At 61.4% G+C, this 20,250-nt stretch carries 22 protein-coding genes and 1 pseudogene; 12 read left to right on the top strand and 11 right to left on the bottom strand.

The window, feature by feature from the left end:
• Window positions 1-45: 45 nt before the first annotated feature.
• The 8 genes from IB248_RS22780 (at window position 46) to IB248_RS22745 (ending at window position 4,598) form a co-directional block, all read left to right on the top strand.
• Window positions 46-768, top strand: coding sequence for a DUF1045 domain-containing protein (locus IB248_RS22780; RefSeq protein WP_018857513.1), 723 nt, complete (start codon window positions 46-48; stop codon window positions 766-768).
• A 99-nt stretch (window positions 769-867) separates the two neighbouring features.
• Window positions 868-1,791 (top strand): allantoinase PuuE, encoded by a 924-nt coding sequence (puuE, locus tag IB248_RS22775; RefSeq protein WP_018857514.1) that lies wholly within the window; start codon window positions 868-870, stop codon window positions 1,789-1,791.
• Entirely contained in the window at window positions 1,791-2,288 is a 498-nt protein-coding gene (uraD, locus tag IB248_RS22770; RefSeq protein WP_192241687.1) for a 2-oxo-4-hydroxy-4-carboxy-5-ureidoimidazoline decarboxylase, read from the top strand. Before puuE ends, uraD begins: the two co-directional genes overlap by 1 nt.
• A gap of 55 nt (window positions 2,289-2,343) precedes the next feature.
• Window positions 2,344-2,637 carry a nucleotidyltransferase family protein gene (locus IB248_RS22765; protein WP_026371822.1) on the top strand — a complete coding sequence of 98 codons (294 nt, stop codon included), beginning with the start codon at window positions 2,344-2,346 and terminating at the stop codon, window positions 2,635-2,637.
• Complete coding sequence (locus IB248_RS22760) at window positions 2,634-2,996, top strand: HepT-like ribonuclease domain-containing protein (RefSeq protein WP_018857517.1); 363 nt, start codon at window positions 2,634-2,636, stop codon at window positions 2,994-2,996. Before IB248_RS22765 ends, IB248_RS22760 begins: the two co-directional genes overlap by 4 nt.
• Window positions 2,997-3,000: 4 nt before the next feature.
• The gene (locus IB248_RS22755; RefSeq protein ID WP_018857518.1) at window positions 3,001-3,501 is read left to right on the top strand and encodes an ureidoglycolate lyase; all 501 of its coding nucleotides are present in this window, start codon (window positions 3,001-3,003) and stop codon (window positions 3,499-3,501) included.
• A complete protein-coding gene (uraH, locus tag IB248_RS22750) occupies window positions 3,498-3,854 on the top strand; it encodes a hydroxyisourate hydrolase (RefSeq protein WP_018857519.1) in 357 nt (118 codons plus the stop codon). The genes IB248_RS22755 and uraH overlap by 4 nt, the downstream gene beginning before the upstream one ends.
• 3 nt (window positions 3,855-3,857) lie before the next feature.
• Window positions 3,858-4,598: a metallophosphoesterase family protein gene (locus tag IB248_RS22745; RefSeq protein ID WP_026371823.1), complete on the top strand. Its 741-nt coding sequence runs from the start codon at window positions 3,858-3,860 to the stop codon at window positions 4,596-4,598.
• A gap of 9 nt (window positions 4,599-4,607) precedes the next feature.
• Here IB248_RS22745 and IB248_RS22740 read toward each other — a convergent pair whose 3' ends face one another.
• Together IB248_RS22740 and IB248_RS22735 are read right to left on the bottom strand one after the other, a co-directional pair.
• The gene (locus tag IB248_RS22740; RefSeq protein ID WP_018857521.1) at window positions 4,608-5,750 is read right to left on the bottom strand and encodes an alpha-hydroxy acid oxidase; all 1,143 of its coding nucleotides are present in this window, start codon (window positions 5,748-5,750) and stop codon (window positions 4,608-4,610) included.
• 76 nt (window positions 5,751-5,826) lie between these two features.
• Complete coding sequence (locus tag IB248_RS22735) at window positions 5,827-6,795, bottom strand: quinone oxidoreductase (RefSeq protein WP_113471113.1); 969 nt, start codon at window positions 6,793-6,795, stop codon at window positions 5,827-5,829.
• A gap of 97 nt (window positions 6,796-6,892) precedes the next feature.
• Between IB248_RS22735 and IB248_RS22730 the strand changes: the two genes are divergently transcribed.
• The gene (locus IB248_RS22730; protein WP_018857523.1) at window positions 6,893-7,744 is read left to right on the top strand and encodes a LysR family transcriptional regulator; all 852 of its coding nucleotides are present in this window, start codon (window positions 6,893-6,895) and stop codon (window positions 7,742-7,744) included.
• A 74-nt stretch (window positions 7,745-7,818) separates the two neighbouring features.
• Here IB248_RS22730 and IB248_RS22725 read toward each other — a convergent pair.
• The 3 genes and pseudogenes from IB248_RS22725 to IB248_RS22715 form a co-directional block, all read right to left on the bottom strand.
• Window positions 7,819-8,561, bottom strand: a pseudogene (locus IB248_RS22725) (SDR family oxidoreductase).
• Between the two features lie 24 nt (window positions 8,562-8,585).
• Complete coding sequence (locus IB248_RS22720; RefSeq protein WP_169682802.1) at window positions 8,586-9,575, bottom strand: aldo/keto reductase; 990 nt, start codon at window positions 9,573-9,575, stop codon at window positions 8,586-8,588.
• A 14-nt stretch (window positions 9,576-9,589) separates the two neighbouring features.
• Window positions 9,590-9,985: a cupin domain-containing protein gene (locus IB248_RS22715; protein WP_018857525.1), complete on the bottom strand. Its 396-nt coding sequence runs from the start codon at window positions 9,983-9,985 to the stop codon at window positions 9,590-9,592.
• Between the two features lie 123 nt (window positions 9,986-10,108).
• On the opposite strand from IB248_RS22715, the gene IB248_RS22710 reads away from it, so the two are divergent.
• Window positions 10,109-11,002: a LysR family transcriptional regulator gene (locus tag IB248_RS22710; RefSeq protein WP_025660448.1), complete on the top strand. Its 894-nt coding sequence runs from the start codon at window positions 10,109-10,111 to the stop codon at window positions 11,000-11,002.
• A 56-nt stretch (window positions 11,003-11,058) separates the two neighbouring features.
• Here IB248_RS22710 and guaD read toward each other — a convergent pair whose 3' ends face one another.
• The 3 genes from guaD to puuD are packed head-to-tail and all read right to left on the bottom strand — an operon-like array spanning window position 11,059 to window position 14,077.
• The gene (gene guaD, locus IB248_RS22705) at window positions 11,059-12,366 is read right to left on the bottom strand and encodes a guanine deaminase (protein ID WP_018857527.1); all 1,308 of its coding nucleotides are present in this window, start codon (window positions 12,364-12,366) and stop codon (window positions 11,059-11,061) included.
• A 44-nt stretch (window positions 12,367-12,410) separates the two neighbouring features.
• Window positions 12,411-12,842, bottom strand: coding sequence for a hypothetical protein (locus IB248_RS22700; protein WP_169682800.1), 432 nt, complete (start codon window positions 12,840-12,842; stop codon window positions 12,411-12,413).
• Window positions 12,839-14,077: a urate hydroxylase PuuD gene (gene puuD / locus IB248_RS22695; RefSeq protein ID WP_018857529.1), complete on the bottom strand. Its 1,239-nt coding sequence runs from the start codon at window positions 14,075-14,077 to the stop codon at window positions 12,839-12,841. Before puuD ends, IB248_RS22700 begins: the two co-directional genes overlap by 4 nt.
• Window positions 14,078-14,855: 778 nt before the next feature.
• On the opposite strand from puuD, the gene IB248_RS22690 reads away from it, so the two are divergent.
• Window positions 14,856-15,188 (top strand): hypothetical protein, encoded by a 333-nt coding sequence (locus IB248_RS22690; RefSeq protein WP_018857532.1) that lies wholly within the window; start codon window positions 14,856-14,858, stop codon window positions 15,186-15,188.
• On the opposite strand, the gene IB248_RS22685 is transcribed toward IB248_RS22690, so the two are convergent.
• Window positions 15,185-16,090, bottom strand: coding sequence for a LysR substrate-binding domain-containing protein (locus IB248_RS22685; protein ID WP_018857533.1), 906 nt, complete (start codon window positions 16,088-16,090; stop codon window positions 15,185-15,187). The two genes, IB248_RS22690 and IB248_RS22685, sit on opposite strands and share 4 nt — an antisense overlap.
• A gap of 101 nt (window positions 16,091-16,191) precedes the next feature.
• Between IB248_RS22685 and IB248_RS22680 the strand changes: the two genes are divergently transcribed.
• On the top strand, window positions 16,192-16,395 hold the full coding sequence (locus tag IB248_RS22680) for a hypothetical protein (RefSeq protein WP_018857534.1): 204 nt from the start codon (window positions 16,192-16,194) through the stop codon (window positions 16,393-16,395).
• 48 nt (window positions 16,396-16,443) lie between these two features.
• Here the strand turns inward: IB248_RS22680 and xdhB are convergent, their stop codons facing one another.
• Both xdhB and xdhA read right to left on the bottom strand, forming a co-directional pair.
• Window positions 16,444-18,783 carry a xanthine dehydrogenase molybdopterin binding subunit gene (gene xdhB / locus IB248_RS22675; protein ID WP_169682797.1) on the bottom strand — a complete coding sequence of 780 codons (2,340 nt, stop codon included), beginning with the start codon at window positions 18,781-18,783 and terminating at the stop codon, window positions 16,444-16,446.
• A complete protein-coding gene (gene xdhA, locus IB248_RS22670; RefSeq protein ID WP_169682795.1) occupies window positions 18,783-20,249 on the bottom strand; it encodes a xanthine dehydrogenase small subunit in 1,467 nt (488 codons plus the stop codon). Before xdhA ends, xdhB begins: the two co-directional genes overlap by 1 nt.
• Window position 20,250: the final 1 nt, after the last annotated feature.

Here is a 20,250-nt window from a genome sequence, read left to right as displayed (position 1 = left end):
GGCGCCGACGGAGGGCTGTGCCGTTTGTTCGACGGAGGAAATTGGATGCGCTATGCCATTTGCTTTACACCCGCTGCGAGCGACCCGCTTTCGCACGTGGCTGCAAACTGGTTGGGTCGAAACGTGTTCTCTGGCGAGATGGTCGAGCCGACAGCGATCCGCGGCCTGAGCATTCACGAGATTGCCTTCCATACGGCGCTACCGCGCCGCTATGGCTTCCAAGGTGTTCTGAAGGCGCCCTTCCGCCTCGCCGCTGACGTAACGGAGGCGCAACTTCTGCGGGATCTGATGCGCTTCTGTGGAACGCTGACGCCGTTTCACATCCATCAGCTTGAGGTGGCGAGGCTCGGTGTATTCTACAGTCTCGTTCCGTCGCGGCCTTGCGAACATGTCCACTATCTTTCCAGTGCCGTCGTTCAAGAGTTCGACCGATTCCGGGCGCCGTTGAGCGAGGCAGAAATCGAGCGGACGGACCCGGGTGGCCTGTCGGCGGCGCAGTTCGCCAATCTGTATCGCTGGGGCAGCCCTTTTGTGATGGACGAGTTTCGCTTTCATATGCCGCTGACCGGTCCTGTCAGCCACTGCGACATGCCACGGGTCGAGCAGGCGCTTCGGAACGCCTTCGAGCCAGTCCTCGCCGATCCCGTCAAGGTCGCCAATGTCGCGCTGATGGTCGAAGAGGGGAATGGCGGGCCGTTTAGCGTGCATTCGCTGCATCCGATGGGCAAGGTCAGCGCACGTCGAGATCGTGTTCCTACACTGGCCTAAGAGTTTGCGCCGCAAAGGCAAAACTCTGTTGCGTACTTTCCGTCTCGACATTCCTTCTCTGGATGCTACCGTTTCGCCGACTTTCAGGAAGGTGATTTCATGGTATCCGAAACTTATCCGCGCAATCTGATCGGTTACGGTCGCAACACGCCCGACCCGAAGTGGCCGGGCGATGCCTGCGTGGCCGTTCAGTTCGTTATCAATTACGAAGAAGGCGGCGAAAGCTGCATTCTCGATGGCGATCCTGCCTCCGAAAACCTTCTGTCGGAAATTGTAGGTGCCGCGTCCTGGCCGGGTCAGCGAAACCTCAATATGGAATCGATTTACGAATATGGCTCGCGCGCCGGGTTCTGGCGCTTGTGGCGCATGTTCACGGAGCTCAAGGTTCAGGCCACCGTTTATGGGGTGACGCTTGCTATGGCGCGCAACCCGGAGGCGGTCGCGGCCATGAAGGAAGCCGGTTGGGAGATCGCCAGCCACGGGTACCGCTGGCTTGAGTACAAGGACTTCCAGGAAGACGTCGAGCGCAAGCATATCCAGGAAGCCGTGCGCCTCCACACGGAACTGACCGGCGAACGTCCCTACGGAATGTACCAAGGCAAGCCTTCGGACAACACGCTGCGCCTCGTCATGGAAGAGGGCGGTTTCCTTTATTCCTCTGACTCTTATGCCGACGATCTGCCGTTTTGGGTGAAGGGTGTCGATGACAACCCGTTCCTGATCATACCCTATACGCTCGAGACGAACGACATGCGCTTTGCAACGCCGCAAGGCTTCAATTCCGGCGATCAGTTCTTCACTTACCTCAAGGATGCCTTCGATACGCTGTATGAAGAGGGGAAGGCCGGCAGCCCGAAGATGATGTCGGTTGGCCTGCATTGCCGTCTCGTCGGTCGTCCCGGTCGCGCCGCAGCGTTGAAACGCTTCATCGAATATGTGCTGAAGCACGACAAGGTGTGGATACCCAGGCGAATCGAGATCGCGCAGCATTGGCATGCCCACCACAAGCCGGAGACAATCTGATGCTTTCGCGGGACGAGTTCGTGTCACGCTACGGCGGTGTCTTTGAACATTCGCCGTTCATTGCCGAGCGTGCCTATGACGACGGTTTCGTCGGCGACGAACTGACGGTGGATCGTGTCCACACGGCGCTCGTCGCCATCTTCCGGGCGGCGAGTCTGGAGGAGCGGCTCGGCGTGCTGAGTGCCCATCCCGATCTTGCCGGACGTCTCGCGATAGCGGGTGAGCTTACCGAAGACAGCAAGAAAGAGCAGGCAGGCGCCGGGCTCGATCGGCTGAGCGCCGCGGAACATGGCCGCTTCACCGAGCTCAACACGGCCTATGTCGAAAAGTTCGGCTTTCCCTTCATCATCGCGGTTAAGGGCCTGAACAAGGATGACATTCTGGCTGCCTTCGAAAAGCGCATCGACAACACGCGCGATGAAGAGTTCGAAACAGCCACCGCACAGGTCGAGCGTATCGCGTTTCTGCGCCTTGAGATGATACTGCCGGGGCGTTGAGACAGGCAGCTCCTTGGTGCTTTTCTCTTTTGCGCCCGTGACTTATAGTTGCGCCATGAGGCCATCCGAAGTGCTGGAGAAGAACAGGCAGGCGATCCGCGAAGTGACGAAGCGCTTCAACGCGGCGAACCCACGTGTCTTCGGCTCCGTGGCGCGCGGCGAGGACCGGCCGGGCAGCGATCTGGATATTCTGGTGGATGCGCTGCCGGGCAGCACATTGTTGACGCTGGGCGGCTTGCAGGACGCACTGGAACAGATGATGCTGGGTACGTCCATCCATCTGCTGACGCCCGGCGACTTTCCCGAACCCGTGCGTATCCGTGTCCTTTCGGAAGCGAAGCCCATATGAGCCTCGAGCGAATTTCCTACCTGCTGGAGCGCATGCGGCAAGCCGCTACCGATGCCCATCAAATGGTCACCGATGTCAGTAAGGAGCACTTTCTGGCTGATATCATCCTTCAGCGGGCGGTCGGAATGAGCCTCCTGATGGCTTCGGAGATCGCTGCACAACTCATAAAGATCCATCCCGAGTTTATGGTAGAGCACCCCGAGTTCCCTTGGGGCGCGATGCGAGGCATGCGCAATCGTATTGCTCATGGCTATTTCGACATCGATCTCGACAAGATTTGGGCGACCGCGAAAGACGATGTTCCCGACCTGCTCTACAGACTTGACCTCGTGCGCAATTGGCGTGCCGAAGGCGAATAAAGACATGTCTCAAATCCTCGATATTGTTCCGCTGACCAAATCCGCCTTTGCGCCCTTCGGTGATATCATCGAAGCCGATCCGGTAACGATGCGCTATATCAACAACGGAACGACCGAGCGCTTCCATGCGCTTGCCGCTGCCGAAGCGGCAGGCGAGGGCGCGCGTGTCATCATCAACCTGTTTCGCGGCCAGCCGCGCCACTTTCCCTATGAAGTTGACATGATGGAGCGGCATCCGTTCGGCAGCCAGAGTTTTTCGCCTATCTCCGGCCGCCCCTATCTCGTCGTCGTCTCCGAGGACGAGGGCGGCAAGCCCGGTCGTCCGCGGGTGTTTCTGGCGCGGGGCGATCAGGGCGTGAACTATCGCCGCAATACCTGGCACCACCCGTTGATGTCGCTTGGCGCCGTAAGCGATTTCCTTGTTGTCGACCGCGAGGGACCCGGCAACAATCTGGAAGAATACTTCTTCGAAAGGCCCTTCATCATCAGCGAGCCGAGCCTATGACCGGACTGACCACCCACGTACTAGATACCGCGTCCGGCAAGCCGGCCGAGGGATTGCGGATCGATCTCTTTCACCTTGAAGGAGAGGTCCGTCGCCATATGAAGACGGTCAAGACCAATTCCGACGGCCGCGTCGACGGCGGGCCGATCCTGATCGGCGATAGCTTCAAGGCGGGGACTTATGAACTCGTCTTTCATGCCGGAGACTATCTGCGCGCCGAGGGTATTGCTCTGCCACACCCGGCCTTTCTGGATCTCGTGCCCATCCGCTTCGGTATTGCCGACGTCACCGCGCATTACCACGTGCCCTTGTTGATCTCGCCTTACGGCTATTCGACCTATCGCGGTAGCTAGGTGATGCGGTTTGCGGCGATCGCGGATGTACACGGCAACCATCTGGCGCTCGAGGCGGTGCTGGCCGATATCGCGGCGCAGGGCGTTACCGAGATCGTCAATCTCGGCGATTGTTTCAGCGGCCCGCTGACGGCAGGGCGAACTGCGGAGCTTCTGCGGGAGCGAGACATGCTAACCGTCCGCGGCAATCACGATCGCTATCTGATCGAACAGCGGCGCGAGGCCATGCATCTTTCGGACACGGCAGCGTTTGATCAGCTGACGGCGGACGACCTGCAATGGTTGCGCGGCCTGCCGACGAGCGCCGTTTATCGGAGCGAGGTCTACCTTTGCCACGCGACGCCTGCGAACGACAGCACCTATTGGCTGGAATCCGTGTCTACGGAAGGCCATGTCTTCCTGAAGCCGCTTGCAGAGATCGAGGCGTTGGCCACGGGCGCGGATTTCCCGCTGATCCTCTGTGGCCATAGCCATATCCCGCGACTGGTTCGCCTCAGCGATGACAGGCTGATCGTCAATCCCGGCAGCGTCGGCTGCCCGGCCTATGACGACGATCGACCGCATTACCACAAGGTCGAGACCGGCCACCCGCTGGCGTCCTATTGTATCCTGGAAAAGGGCGAGACCGGCTGGCTCCCTGCCTTCCGCACGGTCGCCTACGACTACATGGCCATGTCGCGCCTCGCAAATGAAAACGCCCGCCCGGATTGGGCAGGCGCGCTCGCGACCGGTTGGATGCCGTAGCTTCTTTTCTTACTGCCGACCGAGCAGTATGGAAGAATTGACGTCGTTGATGTCGCGCTTGCCGCAGAGCGCCATGGTGATGTCCATCTCCTTGCGGAGGATGCTGAGCGCGAGTGTAACGCCGTCCTTACCCATGGCGCCGAGGCCGTAAAGGAAGGGGCGGCCGATATAGGTGCCCTTGGCGCCGAGGGCGACTGCCTTCAACACGTCCTGGCCGGAGCGGATGCCGCCGTCGAGATGCACTTCGATCTTGTGGCCGACCGCATCGACGATTGGCTCCAGCATGCTGATCGAAGAGGGGGCGCCGTCGAGCTGGCGACCACCATGGTTGGAAACGATGATGGCGTCGGCGCCTGTTTCTGCTGCTGCCTTGGCGTCCTCGACGTCGCAGATGCCCTTGATGATCAGCGGGCCGCCCCACTGCTCCTTGATCCAGGCGACGTCGGCCCAGGAGAGCTGCGGGTCGAACTGTTCGGCGGTCCAGGAGGAGAGCGACGAGAGATCGGAAACATTCTTGGCGTGGCCGACGATGTTGCCGAAGCTGCGGCGCTTGGTCTGCAGCATGTCGAGGCACCAGAAGGGGCGTGTCGCCATCTGCCAGATGTGCTTCGGCGTGAACTTCGGCGGGGCGGAGAGACCGTTGCGCAGGTCCTTGTGGCGCTGGCCGAGGATCTGCAGGTCAGCGGTCAATACGAGAGCCGAGCACTTCGCCGCCTTGGCGCGGTTGATCAGGTTGAGCACGAAATCCTTGTCGCGCATCACGTAGAGCTGGAACCAGAATGGCCTGGTGGTAACCGAGGCGACATCCTCGATCGAGCAGATGCTCATCGTCGACAGCGTGAAGGGAACGCCGGCTTCTTCCGCAGCACGGGCTGCCAGCATTTCGCCGTCTGCGTGCTGCATGCCAGTCATGCCAGTCGGGGCGAGCGCCACTGGCATCGACACTTTCTGGCCGATCATGGTCGTTTCAAGTGTCCGGTTCGTCATGTCGACGAGGACGCGCTGGCGCAGCTTGATCTTGGCAAAATCGCTCTCGTTCGCCTGGTAGGTCGACTCCGTCCAGGCACCCGAATCCGCATAGTCGAAAAACATCTTCGGGACGCGGCGCTGGGCGAGGCTCTTGAGGTCGGCGATTGTGAGAGGAGTGGCCATGGATAAGACTTTCACATCTGAATAACGCCATGGCCCTTAACATGATTTCCGAGGCTTTGTGTATCTCTTTCGTCGCCTATGGGACAAGAATCAGGCTGCCTGCCGCCCGTCCTTCCTCAAGGAATTGCTGGGCTTCCGCAGCCGCCTCTAGAGGGTATTCGCGGGCAATTGTCGACGTTATGCCTGAAGCCAGCATTCCGACCACGGCTTCAGCTGCCGTCAGGTAGGCTGCAGTGTCCGTGATGTAAGCCATGACGCTGGGATGTGTCAGCGATTTTCCGGGGCGAAGCTCATCAACTGAGACAGGCGGGATCGGCCCGCCGGCCTGTCCGATTGTGGCGACGACACCGAAGGGACGAACGGCCGCTATGGATTTTGCCAGCATGCCGCCCCCGATGCCGTCATACGCGACATCGACGCCGCGGCTGTCCGTCAACCGCTTCACTGCGGCGACGACATCTGCGTCTCGGCCGATGATCAGATGGTCCGCACCGTAGCTGCGGGCGAGATCGGCCTTCTCCTCCGAACTCACGGTTCCGATGACTGTAGCGCCGAGATACTTTGCCCACCGCACGAGAATACTTCCAAGCCCGCCGGCGGCGGCATGAATGAGAACGGTCGTTCCGGGCTCGACGCGATAGGTCTTCGTCAAGAGCATGTACGCTGTCAGCCCCTTGAGCATGGACGCGGCCGCAACCTTTGAAGGTACGCCATCGGGCAGGAGAACGGCGCGGGCCGCCGGCAAGAGCCTTGTCGCGGCATAGGCGCCGACAGGCGCGCCGGCATAGGCTACGCGATCGCCGGGTTTCAGTCTCGTGACGGCGCTTCCAACGGCTTCGACAGTGCCTGCTCCCTCGACCCCGAGTACGGCGGGATAGGCCGGCAGGGCGTAGAGCCCGCGACGGTGGTAGATATCGAGGAAATTCATACCGATCGCGTCGTGACGGATGCGGATCTCGTTTGCGCCAGGCTCCTGCGGCTGCTGTTCTGATACCTGTAGTTGCTCGATGCCTCCTGGTGCGAGAAGCGTAACGGCCTTATCCATGAAACGTGCTCTCCGATTGCTGCTGCAGCCATCATCGCCCATGGCGTTATGGTCGAAAATTCCCTATCGTTTCTCATTGCATGGGAAAAAATGAACAATGATCGATTGGGAAAACCTTCGCTACTTCGCGGCGCTCGCTCGTGCCGGAACGTTGCTCGGAGCTGCGCGCGCCCTCGGAGTGGAGCACGCGACAGTTGCCCGTCGAGTGGCCGGGCTCGAGGAGCAGATGGGTGTGAAGCTGGTCGACCGGCGCGGTCGGCGCATCGTGCTGACGCCGGAGGGCGAGCGGGTGGCGGGCATGGCGGAGCGGATGGGGCAGGAGGCGCAGGCCATCGAACGCTTGGGGCTTGCGGCCGGCGCGACGCTTGCCGGCGAGGTCAGGATCAGCGCGCCACCGACGCTCGCGGCTGCAATGTTGCCGGCAGCGCTGGTCGCCTTGCGAGCCCGCCACCCAGATATTGGTATCACCATCGTCGGCGAGACCCGCTATGCGTCACTCGACAGGCGGGAGGCGGATATTGCGGTCCGCATGACGAAGCCGGAACAGGGCAATTTCGTCATCAGCAAGCTTGGGAATGTCGGCTTCGGCTTCTATGCCACGGCTGCCTATCTGGCCGCGACGTTGGAGGAACAGCGGACTTTCATCGCCTACGATGAAACGATGGCGAGCGCACCGCAGTCGATCCGGCTCGCCGACGCGACTGAGGGAAGGAAGGTGGCACTAAGGGCAACGACGCTGGAATTCCAGCTGGCGGCGGCGCGCGCTGGCGGCGGCATCGCCATGCTGCCAAATTTCATGCTGGCGGGTCGTGATGATCTCGTCGAGGCTATTCCTCAGCGGCAGCCGCTGACTCGGGAGTTCTGGCTCGTCGTCCATGCCGACATCCGCAACGTGCCGATCATCCGGGTTGTGATGGAGGCGCTGAAGTCGATTCCGTGGTCCGGCTAGCAGCTGCGGGCATTTCCGTGGGCAATAGCGCAGGTGGTTGGGGCTAAGAGGCGGCCTGAGCCGGCCGCCCCTAGTCAATATTCTTGCTTGGTCGGCCTGACAGGATCTCGTTGACGTCGACATCCTCCGGCTGGCTCATGGCGAAGGCAACCATACTCGCGAAAGAGTCGGCCGGGATCGCCATTGCGTAGACCTTGCGGACGCGCTCGGCGACGTCAGGTTCAGTGATGCTGTCGGGCAGCTCGGTCGCAACGGCGCCCGGCGAGATGATCGTCGTGCGGATGTTGAAGGGCTTTACCTCCTGCCGCAGCCCTTCGGAAATGATGCGCACGCCATGCTTGGTCGCGGCATAAACGGCGCCGCCCGGATTGACCTTGTGGCCGGCGACCGACGAGACGTTGATGACATGGCCACTCTTCTGCTGCTTCATATAGGGCAGCGCTGCGGCAATGCCGTAGAGCACGCCCTTGAGGTTGACGTCGATCATGCGGTCCCAATCCTCGACCTTGCCGCGCTCCAGCGGAGAGTGCGGCATCAGGCCGGCATTGTTGATGATGACGTCGACGCGGCCATGCAGCCGAACGGCGTGGTCGACCAGGCGTTTGACCTGACCGACCTTAGTTACGTCGGTCTCGACGACGGCGTCGCTGCCGAGGCCGAGTTCGTCGGCGATCGCATTCAGCCGGTCGAGACGCCGGGCGCCGAGAACGAGTTTGGCGCCGTCTCGCGCCAGGTGTCTGGCCGCCGCTTCACCAAGGCCGCTGCTCGCGCCGGTGATCACGACGACCTTGTCCTTGATACTGTAGTCATGACAGATCCTTTCCCTTCGCTTGGTCACCGCTCAGCGGTCGACCCTTGCCTGTAGGTGTGCCGGATAGCGGTCACCCTCGACCTTTATGCCGGCGAGCGCGGTTTCGATGGCGGCAAGGTTTTCCGCCGTCAGCTGCGCGGCAGCGGCGCTGATGTTCTCTTCCAGACGGTGCATCTTTGTCGTTCCGGGGATCGGAACGATCCAGGGCTTGCGGGCCAGCAGCCAGGCAAGCGCGATCTGTGCCGGGGTCGCGCCCTTGTCGCGGGCGATCTCGCCGAGGCGATCGACGAGCGCTTGATTGGCCTTGCGGGCTTCGGCGGAAAAGCGCGGAACGACGTTGCGGAAATCCTTGCTGTCGAAGGTGGTCGTCTCATTGATCGCGCCGGTCAGGAAGCCCTTGCCGAGCGGGCTGAACGGAACGAAGCCGATGCCAAGCTCCTCGAGCGTCGGCAGGATGTCCTGTTCTGGCTCGCGCCACCACAGCGAATATTCGCTCTGCAGCGCGGCGACCGGCTGCACTGCATGCGCGCGGCGGATCGTCCTGGCGCCGGCTTCCGAAAGGCCGAAGTGCTTGACCTTGCCTTCGCTGATCAGGTCCCTGACCGTGCCGGCGACATCCTCGATCGGCACGTCAGGATCGACGCGGTGCTGGTAGAAGAGGTCGATCACGTCGGTGTTGAGGCGCTTCAGCGCCGCATCGGCAACCTCTCTGATATGAGCAGGGCGGCTGTTCATGCCGCTCTGGCCGCCATCCGGGCCGAAGTTGAAGCCGAACTTGGTGGCGATGACGACCTTGTCGCGGAATGGCGCCAGCGCCTCGCCAAGCAGGGTCTCGTTCTTGTAGGGACCGTAGGCTTCCGCGGTGTCGAAGAAGGTGACGCCGCGTTCGAAGGCGGCGCGGATTAACTTGATCGCGTCCGCGGTGTCCATTGCCGGGCCGTAGCCATAGCTTATGCCCATGCATCCGAGGCCGAGCGCGGAGACTTCGAGGCCGCTTTTTCCGAGTGTGCGCTTCTGCATGGAATTTCCCTTTCCTAGCCCTGGTATTGTTCGTCGGTGACCGTTTCCATCCAGTCGACCACCTTGCCGTCGAGGGCTTCGGCGATCGCGATGTGGGTCATGGCTGTTGTCGCGGATGCGCCGTGCCAGTGCTTTTCGCCCGGTTCGAACCAGATGATGTCGCCGGCGCGAATTTCTTCCACAGGTCCGCCGTCACGCTGTGCGCGGCCGGTACCGGAGAGGACGATCAGCGTCTGACCGAGCGGATGGGTGTGCCAGGCGGTGCGGGCGCCGGGCTCGAAGGTCACCGTTGCACCGCCGACGCGTGCTGGCGCCGCCCCGTTGAACGGCGCATCGATGCGGACCGTCCCAGTGAAATAATCCGCCGGTCCCTTGGCGGATGGATCGGAGCCGTTTCGCTTGATTTTCATCTTTCGTCCTTTCGTGAGCTCAGGAGCGTGCTGCTCGGCCGACGTTCGGAAGAAGATCTAGTGCGGATGCTTTCCTGCGATTAGATGGTATAAACGGCATAAGCTTATGAGTGAGATTCATGAATGACGCGGCAATCGATCAACGACCTCATCGCCTTTCTGGCCGTGGCGCGGGAGAGAAGCTTCACGAAGGCCGCGGCCAAGCTCGGCGTGTCGCAATCGGCGCTCAGCCATACCGTCCGCGGCCTTGAAACACGCCTCGGCCTGCGGCTGCTGACGCGCACGACACGCAGCGTGTCGCCGACGGAGGCAGGCGAGCGTCTGCTGAGCTCGATCGGGCCGCGTTTCGATGAGATCGAGAGCGAGTTGGCTGCGCTCAGCGAATTTCGCGAGAAGCCGGCGGGTACGATCCGCATCACGGCGGGAGAGCACGCCGCTGACGCCATACTCTGGCCCGCGCTGGAGAGGCTGTTGCCTGATTATCCCGATATCAATGTCGAGATCATCGTCGACTACGGGCTGACCGACATCGTCGCCGAGCGCTATGACGCCGGCGTCCGCCTTGGCGAGCAGGTGGCGAAGGACATGATCGCTGTGCGCATCGGGCCGGACATGCGGATGGCTGTCGTCGGAGCGCCTGCCTATTTCGACCGGCAGCTCAAGCCGCAGGCGCCTGCCGAACTCACCGACCACAACTGCATCAACCTGCGCCTGCCGACCTATGGCGGGGTCTATGCCTGGGAGTTCGAGAAAGAAGGGCGAGAGGTAAAGGTGCGGGTGGAGGGGCAGTTGGTGTTCAACAACGCGCAGTTACGGCTGAACGCAGCGCTTTCTGGCCTCGGTCTGGCGTTTATGCCGGAGGCGCTGGTGTGGCAGCCACTGTCCGATGGACGGCTCGTTCGCGTCCTTGAGGATTGGTGTGCGCCGTTCCCCGGATATCATCTCTATTATCCGAGCAGCCGGCAGACGTCGCCGGCCTTCGCCCTGCTGGTCAATGCGCTTCGCTACCGGGGGTGAGGCATACGAAATTCGCCTGCTCGCTGCGGACGGATGCCGACCTCAACGGGCAGATCTCAGATCGCACTCTTGGCGGCGACGCCTGCCACATAGGTCTCCACGATCGCGCGGTCGTCGCCCATGGTTTGCAGCAGGAAGAGTTCTTCCGGCAGCGTCTTCACGACCTCCATCTTGAGCGCCATGGCGGGCGTTGCGGCGGCGTTGAGGACGACGATATCGGCGTCGGAGCCGACATCGAGCGTACCGATCCTGTCGGCAAGGGACAGTGACCGGGCGTTGCCCAATGTTATGTGATAGTAGCTCTCCAACGGGTTCAGGCGTTCGCCGAGCAGCTGCTGGATCTTGTAGGCCTCGTCCATCGTGCGCAGCATCGAATAGCTGGAGCCGCCGCCAATGTCGGTCGCGACCCCGATGCGCACCGGCTTTTCGCGGCGCGCAAGCGCCTTCAGCGGGAAAAGACCCGAGCCGAGGAAGAGGTTCGACGTCGGGCAATGCACCGCGACCGAGCCTGCTTCGCTCATCGCATCGGCCTCGCGATCCGAAAGATGGATGCAGTGGCCGAAGAGCGTCTTGTCGCCGAGCAGGCCGTAGCGCGCGTAGATGTCGGTGTAGTCGATCGCCTCGGGATAAAGCTCGCAGGTGAACTTGATCTCGTCGTGGTTCTCGGAGAGGTGGGTCTGGATGTGGAGGTCGGGAAACTCGCGGGCAAGCGCCTGGGTGGCCTCCATCTGTGCGGGCGTCGAGGTAATCGCGAAGCGCGGGGTGATGGCGACGTGGCAGCGCGCCTTGCCGTGCCAGTCCGCGATGATCTGGCGGGTCTCGTCATAGCCCATCTGAGGTGTGTCGAGCAGCCCCTGCGGGGCGTTGCGGTCCATCATCACCTTGCCGCCGATCATGCGCATGCTGCGCCTCAGCGCTTCTGCGAAAAAGGCGTCGGCGGAGGTCTTGTGGACGGAGCAGTAGGCGACGGCCGTCGTCGTGCCGTGGCGCACGAGCTCATCGTAGAAATGCGTGGCGATGCGCTGGGCGTGATCGCTTTCGACGAAGCGGCATTCCTCGGGGAAAGTATAAGTGTTCAGCCATTCCAGCAGGTTTGCCGCATAGGAGGCAATGACCTGCATCTGCGGGAAATGCAGGTGCATGTCGATGAAGCCAGGCATGATCAGATGAGGACGATGGTCGACGGTTACGGCATCGGCGGGGGCGTGCGGGCTCACCTTGTCATATGCGCCGCAGGCAACGATCAGGCCATCCTTGATCAGGAGGGCGCCGTCGCTTTCGTAGAGATAGCTTCCACTATCGCCAAGATCTTGGGGTGCGCGCAGGAAGGAAAGCAGGCGGCCGCGGAGGAGGGTATGTGTCATGGCTTTCTGTCTCTGTCGATTGTCTTCTTGTTGCGCCGTTGGCGTCAGGGCGCCGGCTGGGCGGCAATGGCCGCCGGAGTGTCGGCGCAGCCGTACATGGTCTTGTCTCCGAATGCCAGAACCGCGTTCAGCGTGTAGTGACGATCGGACATGCCGTCTGAGCAATCCCCTTTGGTCAGCGTCAGCTTGAAGGGTGCCGGCCCGTCGGCGATCGTCCACGTGGCGCGATCGTTCTCGATGACCGGACCGGAGTTGGCGCTTTTGACGTCCTCGATACCTGGACGGCTGAACGTGAGCCCGTCGGTGCGGATCTTGATCGCCCAGAAGGGCTCGGTGCCAAGGGCGTTCAGATCGCCGGAAAAATTGCCAGCGGCTGGTGCCGCGCCGCCCTCCGATCCCGAAGCATTCGCTCCGCTCTGCCCGCAGGCGGTCAGGGTGGCGGCGAGGAGCAGGGCGCGAAGGGCGGCTGAGATCATTCCTGTTTGCCTTCGACTGCGCTTTCGAACCAGGCGACGAGCAGCTTGCGCTCATCCGGGGTGATATCGGTAACGTTGCCGGGCGGCATGGCGTGGCTGCGGCCCGCCTGTATATAGATCTCGCGCGCATGAGCGGCAATTTCCGCATCGGTTTCGAGGACGACGTCCTTTGGCGGCCGCGCTAGCCCTTCATAAACCGGTTCGGCGGCATGGCACATGGAACAGCGCGTGCCGACAAGCTGCTTGACCGCGGGGAAATGCGGGTCGCCGGCGAATTGCTGAAAGGCGGGGGCAACCGCTTGCGCATCCTTCTCGCCGGTTAGCACCTGCGGCACCGTGGACAGCCACATGATCAGGATGAAAAGGATCACGGTGACGATCCAGGTCCAGGTCGGGCGGCCCTTCCTCGCATGCGTCGTGTTGAACCAGTGGCGGATGGTGACGCCCATCAGGAAGACGAGGGCGGCGATTACCCAGTTATAGGCGGTGCCGAAGGCCAGCGGATAGTGGTTCGACAGCATGAAGAAGATCACGGGCAGCGTCAGGTAGTTGTTGTGGAGTGAGCGCTGCTTGGCGATCGCGCCGTACTTGGCATCGGGCGTGCGCCCGGCGATCAGGTCGGCGACGACGATCTTCTGGTTCGGGATGATGATCATGAAAACGTTGGCCGACATGATCGTTGCCGTAAAGGCGCCGAGATGCAGGAAGGCGGCGCGGCCGGTAAAGAGCTGCGTGTAGCCCCAGCCCATGAAGACGATCACGGCGTAGAGAACCGCCATCAAGCCCCAGGTGTTCTTGCCGAGCGGCGACTTGCACAAGAGGTCGTAGATGACCCAGCCAACCGCAAGCGAGGCGAGCGAGATCAGGATCGCGACCGGAGCGGTAATGTCGAGCACATGGCGGTCGATGAGGAAGAGATCGGCGCCGCCATAGTAGACGATGCAGAGCATCAGGAAGCCGGAGAGCCAGGTAAAATAGCTTTCGTATTTGAACCAGGTCAGGTGCTCGGGCATCTGCGCGGGCGCCACCAGATACTTCTGGATGTGATAGAAGCCGCCGCCGTGAACCTGCCATTCCTCGCCATAGGCGCCGGGCGGAAGGTGCGGCCGCTTCACTAGGCCGAGGTCGAGCGCAATGAAATAAAAGGACGAGCCGATCCACGCAATCGCGGTAATGACGTGAAACCAGCGGGCCGCAAAAGCCAACCATTCCCACGCTATGGCATATTCATACATAGAGTTCCCCTGTTCTTCCCTCGACTCGTCACTTTGCAGAAAGACGCGCCCGGAGGAAAGAGGATTGCGGTTACTCGGAGCTATTGCCGAGAATAACGTAGAGCCGATCACGGTAACGAACTTTTGAAAAGGCGGCGTGCGATCCGTCCGCGCACGCTCGAGGCTCGAAACCTGCCGGTAGAGCCAGGTGGTTCCCTTCATGTTCGTTGAGGAGATCAAGGTTGCGGGAGCGACCTACCCGGAGCATGTCGACGTGGGAGCCGGTGATGGACAGCACCGCCCAACTGCCTTCGTCGCCCTTGTAACCGATCGTGTCGAGTGTCTCGTTGACCTGTCCCGGCCCTCGAACGCGAAGAAAATCCGATCCTGATAAGGCTGCAATACATAAACCATATCAACGCCGTTTTCCGGGCTGCTCACCTTGCGGACCTCGCCGACGTCGATCGCCATCAGATCCTCTACCTGAAGCCTGCGCTCCTGGGCATGCAGCGCGAGCGGCATCGAGACAAAGCATACTAGGCCAACATGTCGACGTTTTTTCATTGGATGCTCTCTGTGCCGGCGACGCTCGGCACTCTAGAGACCGCTTGCCGGCTGTCGAGAGGTGGGCGCGCGAAATGGTACGGCGCCCCGAACAAAGGGGGCTGTCAGCGCCGCTGTGCAGCATGGAAAGTGGCTTGAAATGTCACGTTTCGATTACAATTTCATTTTGAGGCCGTCGGGCTGAGGTGGAAACCGCTTCGTCCCGGCGGCGCTTTCATCAACGGAGATGATGCCCATGCGCAGCATTCTTGTGTGTGTGATGATTGCATTCGCATCCTGTGCTTACGCGCATGATGCGCCGTCGGGCTGGAGCTATGAGCCGTTCTGTTGCAATGGTGACAGCGAGACCGGCGACTGCCAGATGATCCCACCAAAGAGCGTAGCGATCACGCCGCACGGCTATCGAGTGACGCTGCTGCCGGGGGATCACCGGCTTGTCACGCATGCGCATGTGTTCCTTCTTCCCATGGGCAAGGCGATGCGTTCGGGCGATGGCGACTACCATCTCTGCCTGTTCCCGAACGAGGATACGCCGCGCTGTTTCTACGCGCCACAGATGGGCTATTAGCTGCCGTCGATCCCGGCGGCGTTCATTTCCGCAAGAATCCAATTTCGGAATGCCTTGATCTTGGGGACGTTGCGACGGTTCTCCGGATAGGCGAGCCAATAGCCTCGGCCATCGGTGCATTGCAGTTCGAATGGGCGGATCAGCTTCCCGCTTGCAAGCTCTTCCGGATAGAAGTCGGGCGTCAGGATCGCGACACCCTGGCCGGCGACGGCAGCCGCGGCCTCATAGGCCTGAGCGCCGTAGAAGCTTGTGCTTCGCTTCTCGAGGCTGGGAATCGGTACACCAGCTGCGTCCAGCCATTGGTGCCACCAAGGATCAGTGGGATCGAAAATCCGAAGCTTCAATAGGTCGGCGGGCTCATGAATGCCGCCAATGCTTTCCGCGAGTGCCGGGCTCAGCATAGGCGTGAAGTAGACGTCCATCAGTTTGTCCGCCCGCAGGCCGGGCCACTCGCCCCTGCCTGAGCGTATGCCGACATCGACCGCTTCGCGGCCGAAATCGACCAGCGAATCCGAAGTGCTGAGCCGTACGGCGATATTCGGATTGGCGAGCTGAAAATTGCCGAGCTTACGCGCAAGCCATTGGGACGCGAATGTCGCCAGGCAGGTGATCTGTAGCGTTACCTCCGTTTCGCCGCGTGCCTCGGCCATCGCGAGTTGCAGCATTTCGAAGGCTTCTGTGACCTGTGGAGCCAGCCGTTCTCCAGTCTCGGTCAGACTGATGTGACGTGGACGACGCAGGAACAGCGGCTCGCCGACATTCTCCTCCAGCAGCTTTATCTGGTAGCTCACGGCAGTCTGAGTCATGCCGAGTTCTTCGCCCGCGCGCGTAAAACTGCCGAGCCGCGCGACCGCCTCGAAGACCCGCAGGGCGTTCAACGGAAACTGCTTCGACAGCTTCATGGATAAGTTCTCTTTATGTGGTCCGACGATTGTTCGATTGGAATTGCAGCATTTATTGGCGCAATCTGCAACTCAACGGATCAGATTATTGAGGTGAAGTTATGGATTGCGCCGTTATCGAACAAGAGAGCCATGCAAGGGCTGCCGGGACTTCCAGTTGGCTCTCCGGCTTTGGCCGAAGGCTGCTGCGCCGGCTTTCGGAATGGGACAGGTTGGAGCTTGAGGGTATGCCGGATCGCGTGAAGCGCGACCTTGGTTTCATGGATGGACGCGAGCCGCGCTACGACAGGGAGTTCTGGCGGTAGGGCCCGGGATGGGAACGATGGCAGCACCGCGACGTGCTGCCCGTCATGTCAGGCCCTCTTCATCCGCTCGACGGCCATCAGCACCCGCTCGGGCGTTGCCGGTGCATCGAGCTTCGGGCAGACTTTGTAATTTGCGACGCTGGCGACAGCCATCGAAATGGCCTCGAGCACCGAAATCGCCAGCATGAAAGGCGGTTCGCCGACTGCCTTGGAGCGGCCGATCGTGTGCTCGGCATTCTCCGACCATTCGGCAAGCCGTACGTTGAAGACCTTCGGTCGGTCAGAGGCGAGCGGAATCTTGTAGGTTGATGGTGCGTGCGTGCGCAGCCGGCCCTTTTCATCCCACCACAATTCTTCCGTCGTCAACCAACCCATGCCCTGCACGAAGGCGCCCTCGACTTGTCCGATGTCGATCGCCGGGTTCAGAGAACGCCCGACGTCGTGCAGGATATCGGTGCGGTCGATGAGGTATTCGCCCGTCAGTGTATCAATCGATACCTCCGAGCAGGCTGCGCCATAGGAATAGTAGTAGAAGGGCGTGCCGCGGCCGGCGGCCCGATCCCAGTGGATCTTCGGGGTCTTGTAGAAACCGGCAGCCGAAAGCTGGACGCGGGCGAGGTATGCCTGCTTGACGAAATCCGCAAATGCGAACTCCTTGTCGCCAACGCGCACGCGGTTTGGCAGGAAGACGACGTCCGTTGGAGGGACGCCCCACTTGTCGGCGGCAAAGGCGACTAGCCGTTCCTTGATCTGGCGCGCGGCATCGTAGGCGGCCATGCCGTTCAGGTCGGAACCCGAGGAGGCTGCCGTCGCCGAGGTGTTCGGCACCTTGCCTGTTGTCGTCGCCGTGATCTTCACATGCTCGATATCGACCTGGAAACTGTCGGCCAGCACCTGCGCGACCTTGGTGTAAAGACCCTGGCCCATCTCCGTGCCGCCGTGGTTCAGATGGATCGAGCCATCCTGATAGACATGCACGAGCGCGCCCGCCTGGTTGAAGGCGGTCATGGTGAAGGAGATGCCGAACTTCACCGGCGTCAGGGCAATGCCCTTGCGGATGTAGCGGCTATTGCGGTTGAACTCGATGATGGCGTTGCGGCGCGCCTGGTACTCAGCGCCTTCTTCCAGTTCGCCAACGATGCGTTCGAGGATGTTGTCTTCGACTTCCTGGTGGTAAGGCGTCAGTGTGCGGCCAGAGCCGGGCTGGCCGTAGAAATTCAGCTTGCGGATCTCCAGCGGGTCCTTTCCGATCGCATAGGCGATCTCTTCGATGAAGCGCTCGGCCCCGAGCATGCCCTGCGGTCCGCCGAAGCCGCGAAAGGCAGTGTTGGAGACTGTATGGGTCTTCAGCGGTTTCGAGCTTAGATGAACATGCGGATAGAAGTAGCTGGAATCCGCATGAAAAAGAGCGCGGTCCGTGACCGGGCCTGAAAGGTCGGAAGAAAAGCCGCAGCGCGCCGCATAGGTCGCGTCGACCGCGTAAATGCGGCCGTCATCATCGAAGCCGAGTTCGTAGTCGACAAGGAAGTCATGGCGCTTGCCGGTGGCCGTCATGTCCTCATCGCGATCAGGTCGGAACTTGATGGCACGCTTCAGTTTCTTGGCGGCGATCGCTGCCAGGGCCGCGAACTGGTTGCCCTGGGTTTCCTTGCCGCCGAAACCGCCGCCCATCCGGCGGACATTGACGGTGATGGCATTCGACGGAATATTCAGCACGTGACCGACGATATGCTGGATTTCGCTCGGATGCTGGGTGGACGACCAGATGACAACGTCGTCGTCCTCGCCGGGGATGGCCACGGCGATATGGCTTTCCAGATAAAAGTGCTCCTGGCCGCCGATCCGCATCTGGCCATTCAGCCGGCGCGGGGCATTTTCCATTTTCGCCTTCGCATCGCCGCGCTGCAGGGTCATTGGCGTGATGACGAGTGGGCTGCCGTTCTCGAGCGCACCGTCAATATCGCTCCAATGCGGCAGGTCGCGATACTCGATCTTCGCCTTGCGGGCGGCCCGCCGGGCAATCTCGCGCGTCTCGGCGATGACGGCGAAGATCGGCTGGTTGTGGAATTCGACCTTCTTCTCGGCGAGCAGCGGCTCGTCGTGGCTACCGTTGGAACTGACATCATTGGCGCCGGGAACGTCCTTGCCGGTGAGAACCCAGACAACGCCGGGCGTCGCTTCGACCTCCGAGAGATCCATGCTGACGATTTCGGCGTGCGCCCGGTCGGACAGGCCGAGTGCGCCGTGCAACAGGCCGGCGGGCTCCGGAAGGTCGTCGATGTAGTCGGCCGATCCGGTCACATGCTTGTGCGCGGAATCGTGGCGCAAGGCATCGTGCATCGCGCCGTTGATGATGAATTTGGGATCGGCGAAAGTCGACTTGTCCATTATGCCACCTCCTCGAAGCGGTGGAGCTCAGCTGGTGCGCCGGATGTTTCCAGGAAGAAGCGCGTCAACAGGTTCTTCGTCGTCAACTGACGATACTCGGCCGTTGCGCGCCAATCGCTCAGCGGTTGGAAGTCGGCGTCGAACTCTGCACGCACTTCTTCGATCGTTTGTTCGTTCCATGGCCGGCCCATAAGCGCATTCTCGACGTTGCGCGCACGCTTCGGCGTTGCGGCCATGCCGCCGAAGGCGATGCGGATGTCGTTAACGTCGCCTTCGCCGTCCAGCGTCAGATAGAAGGCGCCGAGAACCGCCGTGATGTCTTCATCGCGGCGCTTGGTGATCTTGTAGACCGCAAACTGGGTTTCTTCTGCCGGGTAGGGCACGAAAATGCTCTCGACGAATTCGCCGGGGCGCCGATCCTGCTTGCCGTAGTCGATGAAGAAATCTTCCAGCCGCAGCATGCGCGTTCCGGCCAGGGAGCGCAGCTTCACCGTCGCTCCAAGGGCAATCAACGGTGGTGGCATATCGCCGATCGGCGAACCATTCGCGATATTGCCACCGATAGTACCCATGTTGCGCACCTGATCGCCGCCGATGCGGTTGATGAGGCGGCCAAGCGTCGGAACCTTACCGGCGATAGTCTCGAAGGCGCGGCTGTAGGTGACACCCGCGCCGATCGTGAAGCCGCCGTCGCCAGCGGTGATCGACTGCAGATCGGTCAGATGGTTGATGAAGACGACGGGGTCCAGGACACGCATCTGCTTGGTTACCCAGAGGCCCACGTCGGTCGATCCGGCGACGATCGTGGCGTTCGGCTCTTCGGACAGCACACGGGCCAGCGCGTCCAGTGATCCTGGCAGAATCAGTCGGCCCTCCGCCGTGGTGATCGTGACGGTCTCACTGTTCCGCATCGCCCAGAGGCGCGAGATGATCTCGGAGCGGGTTTTCTCCAGCGGATCAAAGAGCGCGCTCGGGCGGGTGTGGCTCACCTGCTCGGCCGCCTTCACGATCGGCTCATAGCCGGTGCAACGACAGAGATTGCCTTGCAGTGCCTTTTCGATGTCTGCGCGGCTCGGCTTGTCGTTGGAAAGCCAGAGGCCATACATCGACATGATGAAGCCCGGCGTGCAAAAGCCGCATTGCGACCCATGGCAATCGACCATCGCCTGCTGTACCGGATGAAGCGTGCCGTCCTTGGCGGCCACATGCTCGACAGTGACGACATGGGTGGCGTTCAGCGACCCCATGAAGCGAATGCAGGCGTTGACGGACTCATAGTGTAGCTTGCCGTCTATCAGCCGTCCGACAAGGACGGTGCAGGCGCCGCAATCGCCCTCCGCGCATCCTTCCTTCGTGCCGGTCAGCCGGCGCTTCAACCGGAGATAATCGAGAAGCGTCTCGGTCGGCCGGACATCGCCAAGCGTGATGTCCTCGCCATTCAGGATGAAGCGGATGCTGTCGTTCATA

The organism is Rhizobium sp. RHZ01 (assembly GCF_014851595.1).
GTDB classification, from domain to species: Bacteria; Pseudomonadota; Alphaproteobacteria; order Rhizobiales; family Rhizobiaceae; genus Rhizobium; species Rhizobium altiplani.
Note: the sequence above shows the minus strand (reverse complement) of the source record. Positions and strands in the feature narration are given on the sequence as shown.